This is a genomic window from Trichocoleus sp. FACHB-90 (assembly GCF_014695505.1).
In the GTDB taxonomy this organism is placed as follows: Bacteria; Cyanobacteriota; Cyanobacteriia; order Cyanobacteriales; family FACHB-T130; genus Funiculus; species Funiculus sociatus.
Genome location: NZ_JACJOK010000013.1, coordinates 71406 through 88342, shown reverse-complemented (window position 1 = coordinate 88342; position 16937 = coordinate 71406). Strand labels below are relative to the sequence as shown.

General features: G+C 43.6%; 15 protein-coding genes. 11 read left to right on the top strand and 4 right to left on the bottom strand.

All coding sequences use genetic code 11. The features are described from left to right. Nucleotides 1-6: 6 nt before the first annotated feature. The 4 genes from H6F74_RS03395 to argF all read right to left on the bottom strand — a co-directional run bounded on the left by H6F74_RS03395 (nucleotide 7) and on the right by argF (nucleotide 3506). On the bottom strand, nucleotides 7-201 hold the full coding sequence (locus H6F74_RS03395; protein WP_190436275.1) for a hypothetical protein: 195 nt from the start codon (nucleotides 199-201) through the stop codon (nucleotides 7-9). A 78-nt stretch (nucleotides 202-279) separates the two neighbouring features. Further along, nucleotides 280-1584 (bottom strand): MFS transporter, encoded by a 1305-nt coding sequence (locus tag H6F74_RS03390; RefSeq protein WP_190436272.1) that lies wholly within the window; start codon nucleotides 1582-1584, stop codon nucleotides 280-282. Between the two features lie 234 nt (nucleotides 1585-1818). Beyond that, a complete protein-coding gene (lexA, locus tag H6F74_RS03385) occupies nucleotides 1819-2460 on the bottom strand; it encodes a transcriptional repressor LexA (RefSeq protein ID WP_190436268.1) in 642 nt (213 codons plus the stop codon). A gap of 125 nt (nucleotides 2461-2585) precedes the next feature. Further along, complete coding sequence (argF, locus tag H6F74_RS03380) at nucleotides 2586-3506, bottom strand: ornithine carbamoyltransferase (protein WP_190436266.1); 921 nt, start codon at nucleotides 3504-3506, stop codon at nucleotides 2586-2588. A gap of 780 nt (nucleotides 3507-4286) precedes the next feature. Between argF and H6F74_RS29145 the strand changes: the two genes are divergently transcribed. The 11 genes from H6F74_RS29145 (at nucleotide 4287) to H6F74_RS03325 (ending at nucleotide 16347) form a co-directional block, all read left to right on the top strand. Further along, nucleotides 4287-7577, top strand: coding sequence for a response regulator (locus H6F74_RS29145; RefSeq protein ID WP_199300790.1), 3291 nt, complete (start codon nucleotides 4287-4289; stop codon nucleotides 7575-7577). After that, the gene (locus H6F74_RS03370; protein ID WP_242021774.1) at nucleotides 7495-9399 is read left to right on the top strand and encodes an alpha/beta hydrolase; all 1905 of its coding nucleotides are present in this window, start codon (nucleotides 7495-7497) and stop codon (nucleotides 9397-9399) included. Before H6F74_RS29145 ends, H6F74_RS03370 begins: the two co-directional genes overlap by 83 nt. Nucleotides 9400-9544: 145 nt before the next feature. Continuing rightward, nucleotides 9545-10441: a tRNA pseudouridine(55) synthase TruB gene (truB, locus tag H6F74_RS03365; RefSeq protein WP_190436263.1), complete on the top strand. Its 897-nt coding sequence runs from the start codon at nucleotides 9545-9547 to the stop codon at nucleotides 10439-10441. A gap of 347 nt (nucleotides 10442-10788) precedes the next feature. Beyond that, nucleotides 10789-11343 (top strand): hypothetical protein, encoded by a 555-nt coding sequence (locus H6F74_RS03360; RefSeq protein WP_190436260.1) that lies wholly within the window; start codon nucleotides 10789-10791, stop codon nucleotides 11341-11343. Between the two features lie 33 nt (nucleotides 11344-11376). Further along, complete coding sequence (locus H6F74_RS03355; RefSeq protein WP_190436258.1) at nucleotides 11377-13323, top strand: S9 family peptidase; 1947 nt, start codon at nucleotides 11377-11379, stop codon at nucleotides 13321-13323. A gap of 39 nt (nucleotides 13324-13362) precedes the next feature. Further along, complete coding sequence (locus H6F74_RS03350; protein WP_190436255.1) at nucleotides 13363-13524, top strand: hypothetical protein; 162 nt, start codon at nucleotides 13363-13365, stop codon at nucleotides 13522-13524. Nucleotides 13525-13649: 125 nt separating this feature from the next. Continuing rightward, nucleotides 13650-14006 (top strand): hypothetical protein, encoded by a 357-nt coding sequence (locus H6F74_RS03345; protein WP_190425186.1) that lies wholly within the window; start codon nucleotides 13650-13652, stop codon nucleotides 14004-14006. A gap of 3 nt (nucleotides 14007-14009) precedes the next feature. After that, entirely contained in the window at nucleotides 14010-14270 is a 261-nt protein-coding gene (locus H6F74_RS03340) for a TIGR02450 family Trp-rich protein (protein WP_190425189.1), read from the top strand. Nucleotides 14271-14394: 124 nt separating this feature from the next. Continuing rightward, complete coding sequence (locus H6F74_RS03335; protein WP_190436424.1) at nucleotides 14395-15246, top strand: ATP-binding cassette domain-containing protein; 852 nt, start codon at nucleotides 14395-14397, stop codon at nucleotides 15244-15246. 38 nt (nucleotides 15247-15284) lie between these two features. Continuing rightward, entirely contained in the window at nucleotides 15285-15800 is a 516-nt protein-coding gene (gene scpB / locus H6F74_RS03330) for an SMC-Scp complex subunit ScpB (protein WP_190425267.1), read from the top strand. 187 nt (nucleotides 15801-15987) lie between these two features. Beyond that, nucleotides 15988-16347, top strand: a complete 360-nt coding sequence (locus tag H6F74_RS03325; protein ID WP_190425192.1) for a DUF760 domain-containing protein — start codon at nucleotides 15988-15990, stop codon at nucleotides 16345-16347. The last annotated feature ends 590 nt before the right edge of the window (nucleotides 16348-16937 follow it).

Below are 16937 nucleotides of genomic sequence, written 5' to 3'. Positions count from 1 at the left end.
TTAAGTTTAGGAGTCGCTTGGCAGCAAAAAGCTGACTGCTGCTGGCAACTGGGCTTTCTCCCGCTGGGGATTTACTTCCTCAATCGGTGCTGGTGCTGCCATATCTGATGGTAAAAATATCCTGGCGCTGACTGCTACCAGTGCAATCAAAAAGATAAATATTGCTAGGAATGGGGCAATGTATTCGCGAATGATAGCCATATTTGTAGCTGTAGGAGCGGGAGAATTTTCCGAAAACTAAATTGAAGAATTGTTAAGCTTTCTCATTCTATCCTACAACTAATAAGGTTCATCGTCTTGTTCGTCGAGTCCCAGTATTGACATATCTGGAATAGAACGAGGATTCCAGGGGGCAAACACTGGCAAAAGGACTAATCCAGGCAAGGCAGCGGCGATACTAATCAGGAAAAACAAAGGCCAACCAGTGACTTCTGCTAACCTACCTGCTGGAGCAACCAAAATATCACGGCTGACTGCCATCAAACTTGAGAGTAAAGCATACTGAGTTGCTGAGAAGCGCTGATTGCAAAGACTCATCAAAAATGCAACAAAAGCGGCATTTCCCAGTCCAGCACAAAAGTTTTCAATGTTGATGGTAAGTACCAATAACTGATAGTTTTTACCAACTTGTGCGAGTATCAAGTAAGCTAAATTGCTCACCGCTTGCAAACCGCCAAATACCCAAAGGGAGCGATTAACACCGATTTTGTTGAGAATGGCACCTCCGGCAAGAATGCCAACAATGCTCGCCAGTAGTCCCAAAGTGTTCTGAATCGTACCTACGTCTGTGGGACTGAAGTTTAACCCTGTCTTCTCTAACAAAAAGGGCGTAGACATATTATTAACTAGCGCGTCACCCAGCTTGTAGAGGACGATAAAAACTAGAATTAAAAGTCCTTGGAGTTGACCATTACGTTGAAAGAATTCGATAAATGGCAACCTCACGGCATCAGATAAAGAAGCGGGTGGGCGATCGCGTTCTATAGGTTCCGGTGCCAAAATCGCACTTACTAACCCAACTCCCATTAGCAGTGCCATCAACAAGTAAACCGTCCCCCAAGGCATTTTATATTTATCTGCCAAAACCAGCGCCAGACCACCAGTGATGAGCAAAGCAACGCGATATCCTAAAACAAAAATCGCTGCACCGGCTCCCATTTCCCGTTCTTCTAAAACATCAGTACGATAGGCATCGGCAGCGATGTCCTGAGTCGCACTGAAGAAGGCAATCAGCAAGGCATTAATGGCTAACAGTTGCAGGGCTTGCGATGGCTTTTGCAGAGCCATTGCTGCGATCGCTACCAACAACGCCCCTTGAGTCAGTACCAACCAGCCACGACGCCGCCCCAAAAACGGCGGTATAAAGCGGTCAAGTAAGGGCGACCAAATAAACTTGAGCGAGTAGGGCAAACCGACCAAGCTAAACAACCCAATCGCGCCCAAATTAACGTTTTCAACGGTCATCCAGGCTTGCAACGTCTTACTCGTTAAAAACAAAGGCAAACCTGATGAAAAGCCCAAAAACAACAGCGCTGCCATCTTGCGGCTTTGAAAAACTTTTAAAAAAGATTGGGTTTCTTTCACGACTGAAAAAGGCTCCTCACAATCTGATTAGTTATTAGTTAATAGTCTGTAGTCATTAGTCAGAAAAGAGTTATAAAGTTTAAAGCTTGAAACGTTGTCAGGTTATAACAACTTTCCAACTTTCCAACTCCAACGGACTAATGACTAAGAACTTAAAACTAATGGGTTATGACTCTTTTGTATTGTGTCATCATCCCATAGAGAGAAGCCTTTTCCGGAAAAGTAGCGCCTTGGTTAATGCGATCGCCTTCGAGAAGAGGATTTCGTAGTAGCTTCACAGCCGCGCCAGACACCTACTAACACACCCTGCACCTGAACCCTAGTTGCCTTCACCTTAATCGGGTCGTATTTGGGATTAGCTGGTTTAAGCGTAATCTGCTCTCCTTGACGGTGATAGCGTTTTAACGTTGTGCCAACTCCTTCCACTCGCGCCGCGACAATGGTGCCATTTTTTACCCGGTCTGGCTCTAGTACGGGTCGCATGATGACCATATCACCTTCGGCAATTTGGTCATCTATCATGCTGTCTCCCACCACGCGGAGAGCAAAATAATCTGGCTGACGGAATAAGTCAGATATATCCAGATGCTCTACAGTGTCGGTGAAGGGTTCTACAAGACCGCCAGCAGCGATCGCTCCCAAAACTGGCACTCCATTCCCACCAGAGCGGACAATCCTAATTGTGCGCGCTTTTCCCTCCGCCCAATCGATATAACCTTTCGCACGCAAATGTTCCAGGCGACTCTGAACTGGCGCTGGCGACTTTAGTTTCATTGCCAGCATCATCTGCCGAATTGAAGGCGCGTGTTGATGTTGACTAATGTAATCCACCAGCCAATCATAAAGTTGTTGCTGAGCATAAGTGAGAGATTCCATAAAACAAACTAACGGAATTAGTAATGTACGTCCTATAGAACATTCGTACTACTAAAACTTGCGTCTGTCTAGTAGTTAATCGCGTTTGCACAATTAGCAATTAGGAATGATTCCATTAGCTGCAATCAATCTGCGCCCAAGAGACTGACTAACAAAGCTTTTTGAGCGTGCATTCGATTTTCCGCCTGATCCCAAACCCGCGACTTTTCACCTTCCATCACCTTATCAGTAATTTCTTCTCCCCGATGAGCGGGTAAACAGTGCAGCACAATTGCACTAGAATCGGCAATACTCAACAGTTCATCGTTTACCTGGTAAGGTTGAAAAACTGGAATTCGAGCATTAGCTTCATCCTCTTGTCCCATACTTGCCCAGACATCGGTATAAAGCACGTGAGCGCCTTTAGCTGCTGCTTCAGGGTCGTTAGTAATTGTAACCTCAGCGCGATCGCCTGCAATTTTCTTTGCCTGCTCTACAATTGTCGCATCGGGTTGATACTCCTGTGGTGTCGCAATTCTTACATTCATCCCCACCAACGCGCCACCCAAAAGCAGCGAGTTAGCCATATTATTGCCATCTCCCAGATAAGTCAAAGTCAGCCCAGCCAGACTCCCAAAACACTCCTGAACTGTCAACAAATCAGCCAAAACCTGACAGGGATGCTCTAAATCCGACAAAGCATTAATAATCGGAATCTTGGCATAATTAGCAAAGGCTTGCAGATCCTCCTGCTTAAACGTCCGAATCGCCAGGATATCCAAATATCGATCCAACACCCGCGCCGTATCCGCCAACGGTTCCCCCCGGCTCACCTGAGTAACGTTAGGATTAAGGTCTATCACCTGACCGCCTAGTTGGTACATCGCCACCGAAAAGCTGACGCGAGTGCGTGTAGAAGCCTTGTAAAACAACAATCCCAGCACCTTATTGCATCGCAGATTCACTGTATGGGACTTCAGTCCAGCTGCCAGATGCAAAAGTTCTTTAATTTCCTCAGCACTGAGGTCTGCCAGGCTCAGTAAATCTCGTCCTTTCAATGCTTCCATGTTTATACCCGATGATTAAAGTGAAATACGTAGCAGGAGCGTCTGTCACAGAACCGGCTTCGGTGAGTACCAACGTATCGCGCCGTCTTGACTCAGCTTGGTGTTATTTATACCGTTTTAAAACCCTACCAGATTTTTATCGAATCAGTTCTGTGAGTCTCTGGTTAAGAGTCTCTGGCTGGGAATGCTGAGAATTGGTTAGTGTCAGCGGTGCTGTTTCTAGTTGTTGAGGGATCGCGTCCCTAAGGCGCATTCTCCGTCTCTTACTCATAACGAGAAAAACAATCCAAAATCCATAGCGAAGACGCATCTGCCCAAAAATTCTGACCTCCGCAAAATCCCAAATCGATTGACTGAGGAATATAAAATACAAGAAAGACAAAATCAACCACAATAAAGGCGTTGCTACAGTTCCGATTAGCTTGAGTTTCTACCATCAACAAAAAACCGCCCTAATCTTCAGCTTATTTACCTTGGTAAAAAAAATGGTTGCAATAATTAACAAACTATAATGTTGTCGATTAGGTCTGTTACGCATAAAATTTTTAATATATCAATTTAATAATTTCAGTTTATTTACTAAGCTGTTGTGCATTCAAGAGGACTAAATATAGGCTGGCAAAAGAGGTTTTTTTTTCGCAACAGCGGACAATAAAAACCGGACGCAGCAGAAAAAACCTTGGTGAATATGACAATTAAAATACGTGACAGCTTATACCAGGCTAGTTTTGAAACCTAATTATACTTTTCAAATAATTCTAAATTTTATGGGATAGCGTTATGAGATTTCCCTTTGCTTTGAAGATAGGAATGGCTATCTCGATTCTGTCGGTAGGACTTACTAGCACTAGCGTCTATTTTTATTATGCTAAAACCAAACAGATTGTTTTAAATCAAATGGCAGAACGGCTTAGAGATGTAGGCCGTTCTGCTGCCTTTTTAGTTGATGATGAAGACAAAAAAAAGATTCAACGGCTAAGTTTGGCTATCGAGCGAGATTCTCTTCCCATAGAAGAGATAATTACCCAGCTAAAACCAGGAGATACTGCCGAATCATTGCCACCGGAGATTGCCCAAAAATATATGCAGTCTCAGGACTTCCAAGACATTATGCAAGTCTTGAAAAACATTCAAAAAAGTAGCAGTGAAAAAGTATATCCTCTGACATTTTTTAAGGAATTAACAGAAGATACATCTGATATACCGTTAATAAAATCAACTTCTCTTATAGTTAAAGTAGGGAAATCACAAAATGGTAATGTAGTAAAGTTTATTGCCGATACCGATCGCGAAGAAAGCCAAGACAAAAAAGGAAAAATTATTGGTCAGTTATACGCAACTAAGCAAGAAGAACTGCAAAAAGCTTTTGATGGGAAACCACAAGCCGGAAAAAAGTTTTACACAGATAGATGGGGACAATTCCTGACAGCAGCTATTCCGATTAAAGATGAAGATGGGAAAGTCATCGCAGTTATGGGATTAGAGTACGACGGGAGAATCGAAGCAAATCAGGTACAAAGATTGCGCTATATCTATCTTAGTATTATTAGTAGTAGTTTTCTTCTTTCACTGTTAATAGCATTTTTACTGGCGCGTTGGCTGGGACACCCGATTGATAAATTACGCGAAGGCGCGGAAAAAGTACGCGATCGCAACTTTGACATATTTATTGATGTTCAAAGCAAAGACGAGTTGGGACTGCTAGCGGATGCCTTTAATTCGATGGTAGCTGAAATCCACGATTACGCCCAAAATCTAGAATTAAAAAATAAAACATTGTTACAAATAAATCAACTCAAAGATGAGTTTCTAATCAATACTTCCCACGAACTGGAAACACCTTTAGATGGAATAATCGGCATTGCCGAGTCTATGCTAGATGGAGCCGCTGGGCAGCTATCAGAAATCCAAAAGCAAAATTTATACATGATTGTACAAAGCAGTCAACGACTGGCAAACATGGTAAATGATATTGTTGATTTAGAAAAACTAAAGCACAAAACGCTGGAACTGAAAATCAAACCTGTGGGAATGCGAGAAGTCACCGATATTGTTTTAGCACTCTCCAAACCCCTCACAGCAAACAAATCTTTGCACTTAATTAATCAAATCGATCCAGCCGTCCCACTGGTAGAAGCTGACGAAAATCGAGTGCAGCAAATTTTGTATAATCTAGTCTGCAATGCGATTAAATTTACACAATCCGGTGTTATAGAAGTTTCAGCTTCATTACGGGCTGGGGATAGGGGATTGGTGATTGGTTCGATTCTTCCCCAGTCCCCAGTCCCCAGTCCCCAGTCCCTAATGCTAGCTATTACAGTTTCTGATACTGGTATCGGTATCCCAGAAAATAAACTGGAGAAAATTTTTGATGCTTTTGAATTTGCCGAAGAATCTACAAATAAACGTTATTTGGGAACGGGCATCCGCCTTGCCGTTACAAAACAACTGGTAGAGTTGCATAGTGGTACAATTCGCGTAGATTCCACTGTAGGGAAAGGTTCGCGGTTTACCTTTACTCTGCCACTGTCTCAAGTTGAGTCTACACGGAACCTAGACCCTAAGCCAACGGAACAGCTTAGCATAGGAAACAAGAATGAATCCCTAAACGGGGGCGAAACTCCATTCACAAATTACCAGCAAGAGGCAAACAGTGTTTACAAACTGCGTACCACCGCCAAGGGAATACCCATAGGGTTGCTGGCGTTGAGGCAAGTAGCTAATGAGTGGGAAAATTCTTCAAATTTGCCTTTTCCCTATTGCCCCTTGCCTGCCAAAAGTGAAACTTCTATTGCTTCTTCCCCTAAAAAGAAAGTCTCTTCCAGCAATTTTACCATCCTGATTGTGGAGGACGATCCGGTTAATCTTCTGATACTTACTAACTATTTATCTTTAGAAAATTATACTGTTTTTCAAGCTAGCGATGGTATAGAAGCACTAGAAGTAATTGAAAAGGGTTTGAAGCCTGACCTGATATTGCTAGATGTAGTGATGCCAAAAATGTCTGGTTTTGAAGTTTGCAAAACACTTCGCAAAACCTTTCCTGCTAATGAATTGCCAATTTTTATTGTCACAGCTGCTAATACGGTTTCAAATGTGATTGAAATATTTGAATCTGGCGCTAATGATTATTTAGTCAAACCTGTGGCAAAAAATGAGTTGTTAGCTAGAATTAAGACTCATATTGAACTTTCTAAAATTAATATTGCTTACAGGCGATTTGTCCCCCATGAATTTATCAGGTTATTGGGAGAAGAAAGTATTGTTAATGTTCAACTTGGCGACCAAGTACAGAAAGAAATGACAATTCTGTTTTCTGATATTCGCGCCTTTACCACTCTTTCTGAGGGAATGTCTCCCAAAGAAAATTTTAATTTTATTAATTCTTACTTGAGTCGAGTTAGCCCGGTTATTCGTCAGAATAACGGCTTTATTGATAAATATATTGGAGATGCAGTGATGGCGCTTTTTCCACAAAGCGCTGAAGACGCTTTGCAAGCAGCTATTGAAATGCAAAAACAGGTGAGTCTATATAATGTAGAACTCATAAAAAACGCTTCTCCGCCCATAGCCATCGGTATTGGCATCCATAGCGGTACTTTGATGCTGGGTACGATTGGAGATGAACAGCGTATGGAAGGAACGGTGATTTCCGATGCGGTGAATCTGGCTTCTCGCCTAGAAGATTTGACCAAAGTTTACGGAGCTTCTATTATTATTAGTGAAAAGACTTTGCTTGGTTTGGAAGATCCCACAAAATATAATTATAGGTTTTTAGACAGGGTTAATATTAAAGGGCGCAAAGATTTATCGCCAGTTTTTGAGGTTTTTGATAGTAATTCTGCGGAAATAAGAGAGTTGAAGAGCGGAACCAGAAGCCATTTTGAATTTGGCATTCATCTTTATTACAGTAAAAAGTTTGCTGAAGCAGAGCAAGTTTTTAGCAATGTTTTAGAGCAAAATAACCAAGATAAAGCGGCTAGATTATATGTTAAACGTTGTCAAAGATTGCAAAAGCGGGGAACAGATGAAGGATGGCACGGGGTTGAGCCTTTTGATGAGGAATTTTAGGGACGGCTATCCACTCAAGCCGGGACAGTCTTTGGTAGGACTCTCGCCTTGCAGGGGAGGGCAGTTTCAGCCTCGATTTGAGGCGAGGCGGAGTCCCCGGGTTGGCATTCCCAAGCAGAGCCTGGGAACGAGAAAGTTTATTTTATCTTTAGCGTTAGCAATACCTGCAATAATTGCGGCGATGCCTAGCCGCGTGTTGGGAGCTGAGCAAATATTTATTTCTTATGGCCCTTTGCAATTGACTCTGCCAGTTTCGGCTTTGGAAGTGTATGCCAGGGAAGGCAAAATTAATGATGATTTAGCTTTTTATGCTAGATATATAAAGCCGGAACAGCTGGCGCAGTTACGAAATATTTTGCTGACTCGCGCTGATGTGAGTCCTGTAGCTGTAGCACAATTTCTCTACACGCCGCAGGGAGAAGTGATACTGCGACGGGTGGGCGAGGTTATCCAAACGAAAGCTTTTCAACCGGGTTTTTATGCGATTCGAGCGGCTTTGATTCAAGCTGCGGCCGATCCGGAAGGCTTGACGCTGCTGAATGTGCTGCGGAATTTTCCGACTTACGCGGTTCGGATCAATTCAGAGCGTGGCTTTGAGATTCTTGGCGATTTGACAAATGCGATTCGGGAAACGCAGGTAGCGATCGCATCTGTGGAACAGCAAGCGATCGCTGAAGCAGCAACTACGCCATCAGATCAGAGCATATCTGCGCCGTTACCAATGGCGACATCGTTAAATTCCAGCCAAGGGCAGGATTTGCAACAACAAGGCCCTCTGAAATGGGAAAAGCAAACACTGCTTCTTAATGACTTTAGCCGCTCTCGCGCTTACGCGGTTGATGTTTACCTACCCCAACTCAGCGGACGTTCAGCACCCGTAATTGTGATTTCCCACGGATTGGGAAATGACCGCACTTCGTTTGCTTATTTAGCTGAACACTTGGCATCCTACGGCTTTGCGGTTGCTGTACCGGAGCATCCAGGTAGTAATGCTGAACGAGTGCGAGAGTTATTTAGCGGGCTTGCTAATGAGGCGGGCCCTCCTTCTGAGGCGGTTGACCGACCTCTGGATGTAAAGTATTTGCTGGATCAACTGGGAGCAACGTATCAAGGGCGAATCAATTTGCAACAGGTTGGTGTTATGGGCCAGTCTTTTGGAGGTTATACGGCTTTGGCACTGGCTGGGGCAGAAATTAATTTTGAGCAACTGCAAAAAGATTGTCCGGTGTTGAATGAGACTTTGAATCTGTCGCTGTTGCTTCAGTGTCGGGCAATCAAGCTGCCCCCAGTTGATTATAATTTGCAGGACGGGCGAGTGAAAGCTGCGATCGCTATTAACCCTGTTACTAGCACAATCTTTGGACAATCTGAGCTTGCTGATATCAAAGTTCCGGTGATGTTAGTTGCCAGCAGCAATGATACTGTCACTCCACCCTTAGCAGAACAGATTCTTCCCTTTACTTGGCTGACTACACCAGACAAGTATCTGGTTCTACTTAAACAGGGAACCCACTTTTCTACTATGGCAGAATCAGTTGCCAATGGTGGTGTGATCCCGATTCCGGTATCAGTTATTGGGCCAGATCCGAAAATAGCTTTTAACTATATGAAACTATTGAGCCTTGCCTTTTTTAAAACACACGTTGCTGGAGAGCAAGATTATCAGCGTTACCTGAATGCTCAATATGCTCAATCTATTAGTCAAGATGTGTTGCCTTTGAGTTTACTTCAATCGCTGACGGCAGAACAGTTGAATATGAGAATTAACAGGCAACAGAGAACAGAAAATAGGGTTTCTCCAACTCCACAGGCAACACCTTAGAATTTATAAATTGCCCAGCGAATGGAGTCACGCGGCTATACAGACAAAACCTGCTTGTGCGGGTTATAAAGTCCGCCTACGCAGACTTCGTTTGTGTAACCGCAATTTCTAATCGCCGCATACTTTACTTTTATAGGATTATTTTGTGCAAGGTTTTTTAAATTTAAACAAGCCAACTGAATTTACTTCTCACGATTGCGTTGCTAAAGTGCGAAAACTCTTGCGCCTCAAGCGGGTGGGACATGGGGGAACTTTAGATCCTGCTGCTACGGGGGTCTTACCAATTGCGCTGGGAAAAGCAACGCGACTGTTGCAATATTTGCGGTCAGATAAGGCTTATTGGGGAACGATTCGGCTGGGCGTGAGGACAACGACTGATGATTTGGAAGGGGAAATCATTAGCGCTGAACCTGTACGGGAATTAACTTTAGAACAGGTGAAAGCAGCCCTTGGGCAATTTGTGGGAAAGATTGAACAAATACCACCCAGGTATAGTGCGATTCAAATTGATGGAAAACGACTTTACGATTTGGCAAGAACGGGGGAAATAATAGATGTTCCAGCACGACAAGTTGAAGTTTACAAGATAGAAATTTTGGAATGGCGACTCGGCGATTTTCCAGAATTGGATGTAGCGATCGCGTGTGGTGCTGGAACTTATATTAGAGCGATCGCTCGCGATTTAGGAACATCTCTCAACATCGGCGGTACTCTTGCCGCTTTGACTCGCACTTCCAGTAGCGGCTTCCACCTAACAGATAGCCTAACTTTTGAGGAATTAGAAGCACAGCTAAAATTAGAAACCTTTAACCCGATTCCAGCAGTAGCAGCGCTGTCCCATCTTTCCACCCTCACCTTATCAGCAAAAGACGCTAAAGCATGGTGCCAAGGACAACGTGTTTTTCCTCCAGATGCGCCTATTAGTGATGGCGCACTGCGGGTTCATGATGAAGATGGGCGCTTTTTAGGCATTGGTTGTTTAGGGGCAACAGATGCTGGCTATCTGCTAATTTCCCAGATGGTTTTTGAGCCAATATCGTAGAGAATTGGTAGTAATAATATAGCAATTAAAATTCATTTATGAATCTCTTTCTTCTTTCTTCCTCTGCGTCTAGGCGGGTTGTCAAAAAAAGTATCTTTCCCAAATCAAATAGAATTGCCCTATCAATAAAAACATCATTAATTTCTTGCGCCATCGTTACCAGTGTTTTTTCCAGTATAAATAAAGCTTCTGCTCAAGATAATCAATCATTTGCGGAATTGAGTCAGCAAACCATTAGCAGATTAAACGGTAACTGTCAGGGTTCCACGCAGCTTAAGTATCAATCCCAAATTTTAACATCACCCGATAGCTTGAAATCCGTTTATATTAATATGATTTTGAGGAGGGTGGGTCAGTACAGAAGCCGCAATACCAATGAGTTTTTAATAAAATGTAATTCTAATATTGCAGAAAAGATTGCCGAAGAATTAGTAATTGAAAACGCCGATGGCTCAGTTCAAAGAAAGCTGACGGCGGCTTTGGGATTGTCAGAAAGATTGCAAAATTACTATGTTGTCGCCAATCCTGTTTCTTTTTCACCTGACAACAGATATTTGATTGTCCGGCTAGATGTTTTTGATGGTTTAAATAAATCGTGGGTTAATCATATAATATTGGATACGCTCAATAATTATAGTGTTTTAGCATTTTCTAATTGCAACGGATTTGAAAGTAATTCCTATTTAGGATTTATTTCTTCTTCAGAAGTAGTTTTTGCCTGCGAGAATACCAGCGAACCGGGGCCGATTGAGGTAGTTGATTTAACTAAGCGATCGCGTCAGAAAATTTCCACCAATAGCAATTCCAAAGAATTATTAAAAATCCTTGACCAAGTTCGCTCCTATGGTTTGGTTTCTGCTGAATTTGTCATTGTGAATGAGCAGCAATTTCCTCCAAGATAGTTATTAGCCTGACAATAAACAACTGACAAAAACATGACGCAGCAAGTAAAACCCTATGGTTCTTGGAAATCTCCCATCACCTCAGACTTGATGGTTTCGGAAACGATAGGATTGGGGCAAATTGCCATAGATGGCGAAGATGTGTACTGGATTGAGGGGCGACCTGCGGAAGCTGGACGGACTGTAATTGTGCGCCGTACCCCCGACGGACAAACCATTGATATTGCGCCACCTCCCTTTAATGTCCGCACCCGCGTCAACGAATACGGCGGCGGTGCTTACTGCGTCGCTGATGGTATCGTGTATTTTTCCAACTTCGCGGATCAGCGCCTTTATCGCCTGATTCCCGGTTCCCAACCGCAACCTCTGACACCGGAGGCTAAAATGAGCTATGCGGATGCAATAATTGACCGACAACGAAACCGTCTGTATGCTGTGCGAGAAGACCACACGGGCGAGGGTCAAGAAGCTGTCAACACCTTAGTTAGCATCAATTTGGAAAATGGGGAAGATGTGCGGGTGTTGGTTTCTGGCAATGATTTTTACTCGTCGCCGCGCCTGAAACCAGATGGTTCTCAACTTGCTTGGTTAACTTGGAACCACCCGAATATGCCTTGGGATGGTACTGAATTATGGGTAGCCCAAATTAACCTAGATGGTTCCTTGGGGGAATCTCAGTTGGTGGCTGGTGGTGCGGATGAATCGATTTTTCAGCCAGAGTGGTCGCCAGATGGCATTTTACACTTTGTTAGCGATCGCAGTGGCTGGTGGAATCTTTACAAAAAAGCCTCCGTTGAAGGCGAAGGGTTGGGGTTAACTGAACCTTTGTGCGAAATGGAGGCGGAATTTGGACTTCCTCAATGGATTTTTGGGATGTCCACTTATGCTTTTGAATCTGCTAATCGCATCATCTGTACTTACACGCAGCAGGGAATTTGGCATTTAGCGAGTCTCGACACGACGACCGGAAAACTACAGCAAATTGAAACGCCTTACACTGAGATTACTTCTTTAAAAGCTGTTGCTGGTCGTGTTGCGTTCATTGCTGGTTCGCCAACAGAATTTAGTTCTATTGTTCAGCTGGATTTGACTACTGGGCAGAGGTCGGTGTTGCGGCGTTCTAGTAAGCTGGAAATTGATACTGGGTATTTGTCCATTGCACAACCGATTGAATTTCCGACGGAAAATGGGTTAACAGCATACAGCTTCTACTATCCGCCCAAAAACCACGACTTTATGGCACCAGAAGGCGAATTACCGCCCTTAGTGGTGAAAAGTCACGGTGGCCCGACAGCAGCAACTTCTAGCCAGTTAAATTTACGGATTCAATACTGGACAAGTCGCGGCTTTGCGTACCTGGATGTAAATTATGGTGGTAGCACTGGCTATGGAAGGGCTTATCATCAGCGTTTAGATGGGCTGTGGGGTATTGTGGATGTGGATGATTGCGTCAATGGGGCGAAATATCTTTCCGAAAAAGGTTTGGTGGATGAAAATCGGATGGCGATCGCAGGCGGTAGCGCTGGGGGTTACACTACACTTTGCGCCTTAACTTTCCGCGATGTCTTCAAGGCGGGTGCGAGTTATTACGGTGTCAGCGACTTAGAAGCACTCTTAAGAGATACCCACAAATTTGAATCGCGCTACTTCGATCGCTTGATTGGGCCATACCCAGAACAGCAAGATATTTATCACGACCGATCGCCTATCCACTTCACAGATAAGTTATCATGTCCGATTATTTTCTTCCAAGGGCTTGAGGATAAAGTTGTCCCGCCCAACCAAGCAGAGATGATGGTTGATGTGTTGCGTTCCAAGGGTTTACCCGTTGCTTATGTCGCTTTCGAGGGCGAACAGCATGGTTTCCGCCGCGCCGAGAATATCAAACGTGTCATCGATGGAGAGTTTTACTTTTATTCCCGCGTCTTTGGGTTTGAGTTAGCCCATCCGGTAGAACCAATAGCGATCGCTAATTTGTAAAAATGAATAGTGAGTATATTGGCATCGAGAGGGGACACTATGACAGACGAACCAATTTTCAGAATTACCGAAGAGTTATTTCAGACACTTGTCGAATTCCAGCAGGAAATAGAAGAAAGTGGAGACGAGCCACCCAAAATTAGCATAGAATCTCTTGAGCGTGCTTACTTAGCTGAAAGTCCTAATAACACAGACGATTAAAAAGCAGTAGGGTGGGATGAAAACCCACCCTACTAAATTTGAATAAAAATGCGCCTCTAACTCACAATGTTATTAACATAATATGTAAGATAAAATCTTTTCTCCCCAACCAGCAAAGGAAGATTATGTCTCCTCTGTATCCCGACGAAGAAGATCAAGATGATTTCCGCCTCATACCCCCCCACCGTCGCGAGACAACATGGACTGGTAAGCTACGGAAATTTCACAGTCAATTCGACAGCAGCATCCGCGCTAAGTTTCGGGATTGTCTATTTCGAGAAATAGAAGAAGGCGGGGTAGTCACTTTCCAAATCCTTTGCCCTAATGAAGCGGTACAAAAACGCCTTATCCAGAAAAAACAGAAAATTGGCAACACGGTTAGATGGATCTGGCTGCAAAAAATTGACCGTTTGGCAATATGTGTAGATAATGGAGGATTGCAATGCCAAGTATTTTCCCTCCAGAAATATCTGATTGAATAGTAAATGCAGAAAAAGCTGAAATATCCTCACCTTGTCGGTTCCAAATGGACAGCCCAACAAAAAACGTGGGGTTGGAGACACTTCCAAGTAGTTAATCGGAAAAACCAAGGCAAGTTTGTGTTTGCCGAAATGGTGGCTTCCTGCGACCCCAATGTGCGTTTCTGGACTAACGCCAAAATTTTGAAAAATCCTTCTGAGTGGCAAGCAGGTTGGCAAACCTTACACGAAATGAGGGAAACTGAAGAAATAATGGGAGAGTATTGAGGAGTTAGTTTTTATTTTTGAGTTATAAATTAGAGAATTGGAAGTTAAGAATTTTAAATTCTTAGTTGTTACTCCTAAGTTCTAATTTTTAGCTCAAAACTCAGACTTTTAAAAAAAAATAGTAATTATGACTGCCGTTTCTCTCCAAAACGTCCACAAATTTTACAACAAAGTTCCCGTCGTCAACGACCTCTCCTTTACCATTGAATCTGGAGAAATGTTTGGCTTACTCGGCCCTAATGGTGCGGGTAAATCTACTACAATTCGGATGCTAACAACGCTCACAAAACCCAGCGATGGACGAGTTGAGGTAGCAGGTTATGATGTGGTGCGCCAACCGTTGCAGGTAAAGCAAAATATCGGCGTAGTGTTGCAACAAACCAGCGTGGATATGGATTTAACCGTGTGGGAAAATATGGAACTGCACGGAAGAATGCACCACATTCCCACGAAGAAGCGTCAGCAGGACATTGACCGATGGCTGGAGTATGTGGAGTTGAACCAGAGGCGAGATAGTTTGGTGAAAACCCTCTCCGGCGGGATGAAGCGACGGTTGCAAATTGCGAGGTCGCTGTTACATGAACCGAAGATTTTGTTTTTGGATGAACCAACGGTAGGACTAGATCCGCAAACCCGCCGCCGCCTCTGGGAAATTATTCTGGATTTGAATAAGCAGGGGATGACGATGCTTTTGACGACGCATTATATGGATGAGGTGGAATATTTATGCGATCGCATCGGGATTATGGATGCTGGTAAACTGATAGAACTTGGCACCCTGGAGGAGCTACGCTCTAAACATGGTGAAGGGTTGGTGATGAAACAAGTAGGCGATCGCTTAGAATATCAGTTCTTCCCCAACTTAGAACAAGCTAACGCCTACCTTGACACCGCACCCAACAAAACTGGTATGATGGTTCGCCCCTCCAACTTAGAAGATATTTTTGTCGAACTCACCGGACGCCAACTAGACTGATTTTTTGTCAGTTGGCAACGGACAATTGACTAATGATGATGCCTAGCCTCGCTACGAAAATTGAAGCTATTCTCTACCTCAAAGGTAAACCCGTCTCTATTGCCGAAATTGCCGAGTATGCAGGATGCGATCGCGATGATGCTGAAGATTCGATTATTCAGCTTATGACCGATTACGCCCACCGTGACAGCGCCCTGGAAGTAGTTGAAACACCTGAAGGCTACACCTTGCAATTGCGATCGCCTTTTCAATCCTTAGTCGAGACTTTAGTGCCGCTAGACTTAGGAATAGGCGCATTGAGGACATTAGCAGCGATCGCCCTAAAAGGTTCCATCACCCAATCTGAGTTAGTAGACTTGCGCGGATCGGGAGCATATCAGCACGTTCAGGAACTCGTTGAGTTCGGTTTTGTCACCAAACGCCGACAAGATGATGGGCGTTCCTACTGGCTACAGGTGACAGAAAAATTTCATCAGTATTTTGAAGTGGAACAACTTCCCCAACTCAGTCAGCTGGATGTCCCTACAGCCGTAAAGAATGACGAATTTAGGTAGTAATGCGCCGCTGAATACTTTGGCGCGCTACCAGAACACTGTGCACCCTACGCCTGAGAGTTGCTACGTCTTTTTTGAGCCAAAAATCTCTCCATCGACTTAGACAATCCGCGCTAAAGTACGACGTTGCAAAACAACACAATCGTATAAAGTAGATAAAAGCCAATGAAATCCTTAGAAAATTCCAATGGTATTCAACCCCGATTTGCTCAATGGCGAACCTGAAGATACACAAGTCAATCAGTTGCTGAAATATATTCAGCACCAACCTCCTGAAGTTTTAGCGCGGGTTGCTAAATCCGTCACTCCTGAAATTAAGCAAATTATCTCCCAGAACGTTCAAGGGCTGGTGGGAATGCTACCTTCAGAAAATTTTCAGGTACAAATTACCACCGACAGAGAAAATTTAGCAGGTTTATTGGCATCAGCGATGATGACTGGCTATTTCTTGCGCCAGATAGAACAACGCATGGAGTTAGAGGAAACGTTGACTGGATCTTCTACTTTGCCTAAGAAATCTTCCGGCGGCGAAAAATCCGCTGATTAAACCCAATCAATTAGCGATAGTAAGCGAATAGCTGCTTTTAGCAGCATCTAGCAGCGATCGCGCTTCTATCTAAATTAAGGGTGCTATTTTTTTTTGAGGTGCTAACAAACAGCTAGCGCCAAGGGTTTTTTCTAGGCTAAAGCCATCGCCCTATTGTGGACGTAGGCCGCTTACTATTTCAATTCAGCCCCCAGCAGCAAAGGCACTCAAAATCAACACAGAGAGTAAAATCCCAGGAGTGAGCATCAACACTAACGTTAACAGTTCATTCGGGGTCATCTTCTAACACACTACCAACGCTAATTTATCTGATTGCTATCCTAGCACGGCAGAAATTTTAGGGAGAGTAAACCCGATAAAGAATGATGTCAAATATTAAGGATAAAGCTGGCTTGCTGATGGAAAGCCTTGTCCAATTTTGCAGGTAAATAGAAATTATATACATTTAATATTCAATAATTTAAAAATTTTTTATTTTATTTTAATTTTGGTATTTCTAATAGTTAATACCGGAGAATCCCAATACTTGTAAAAACGGCGAATAAAATTCGTCTCCTAGATTTGCACGCATTGAGATGCTCCCATCGGGA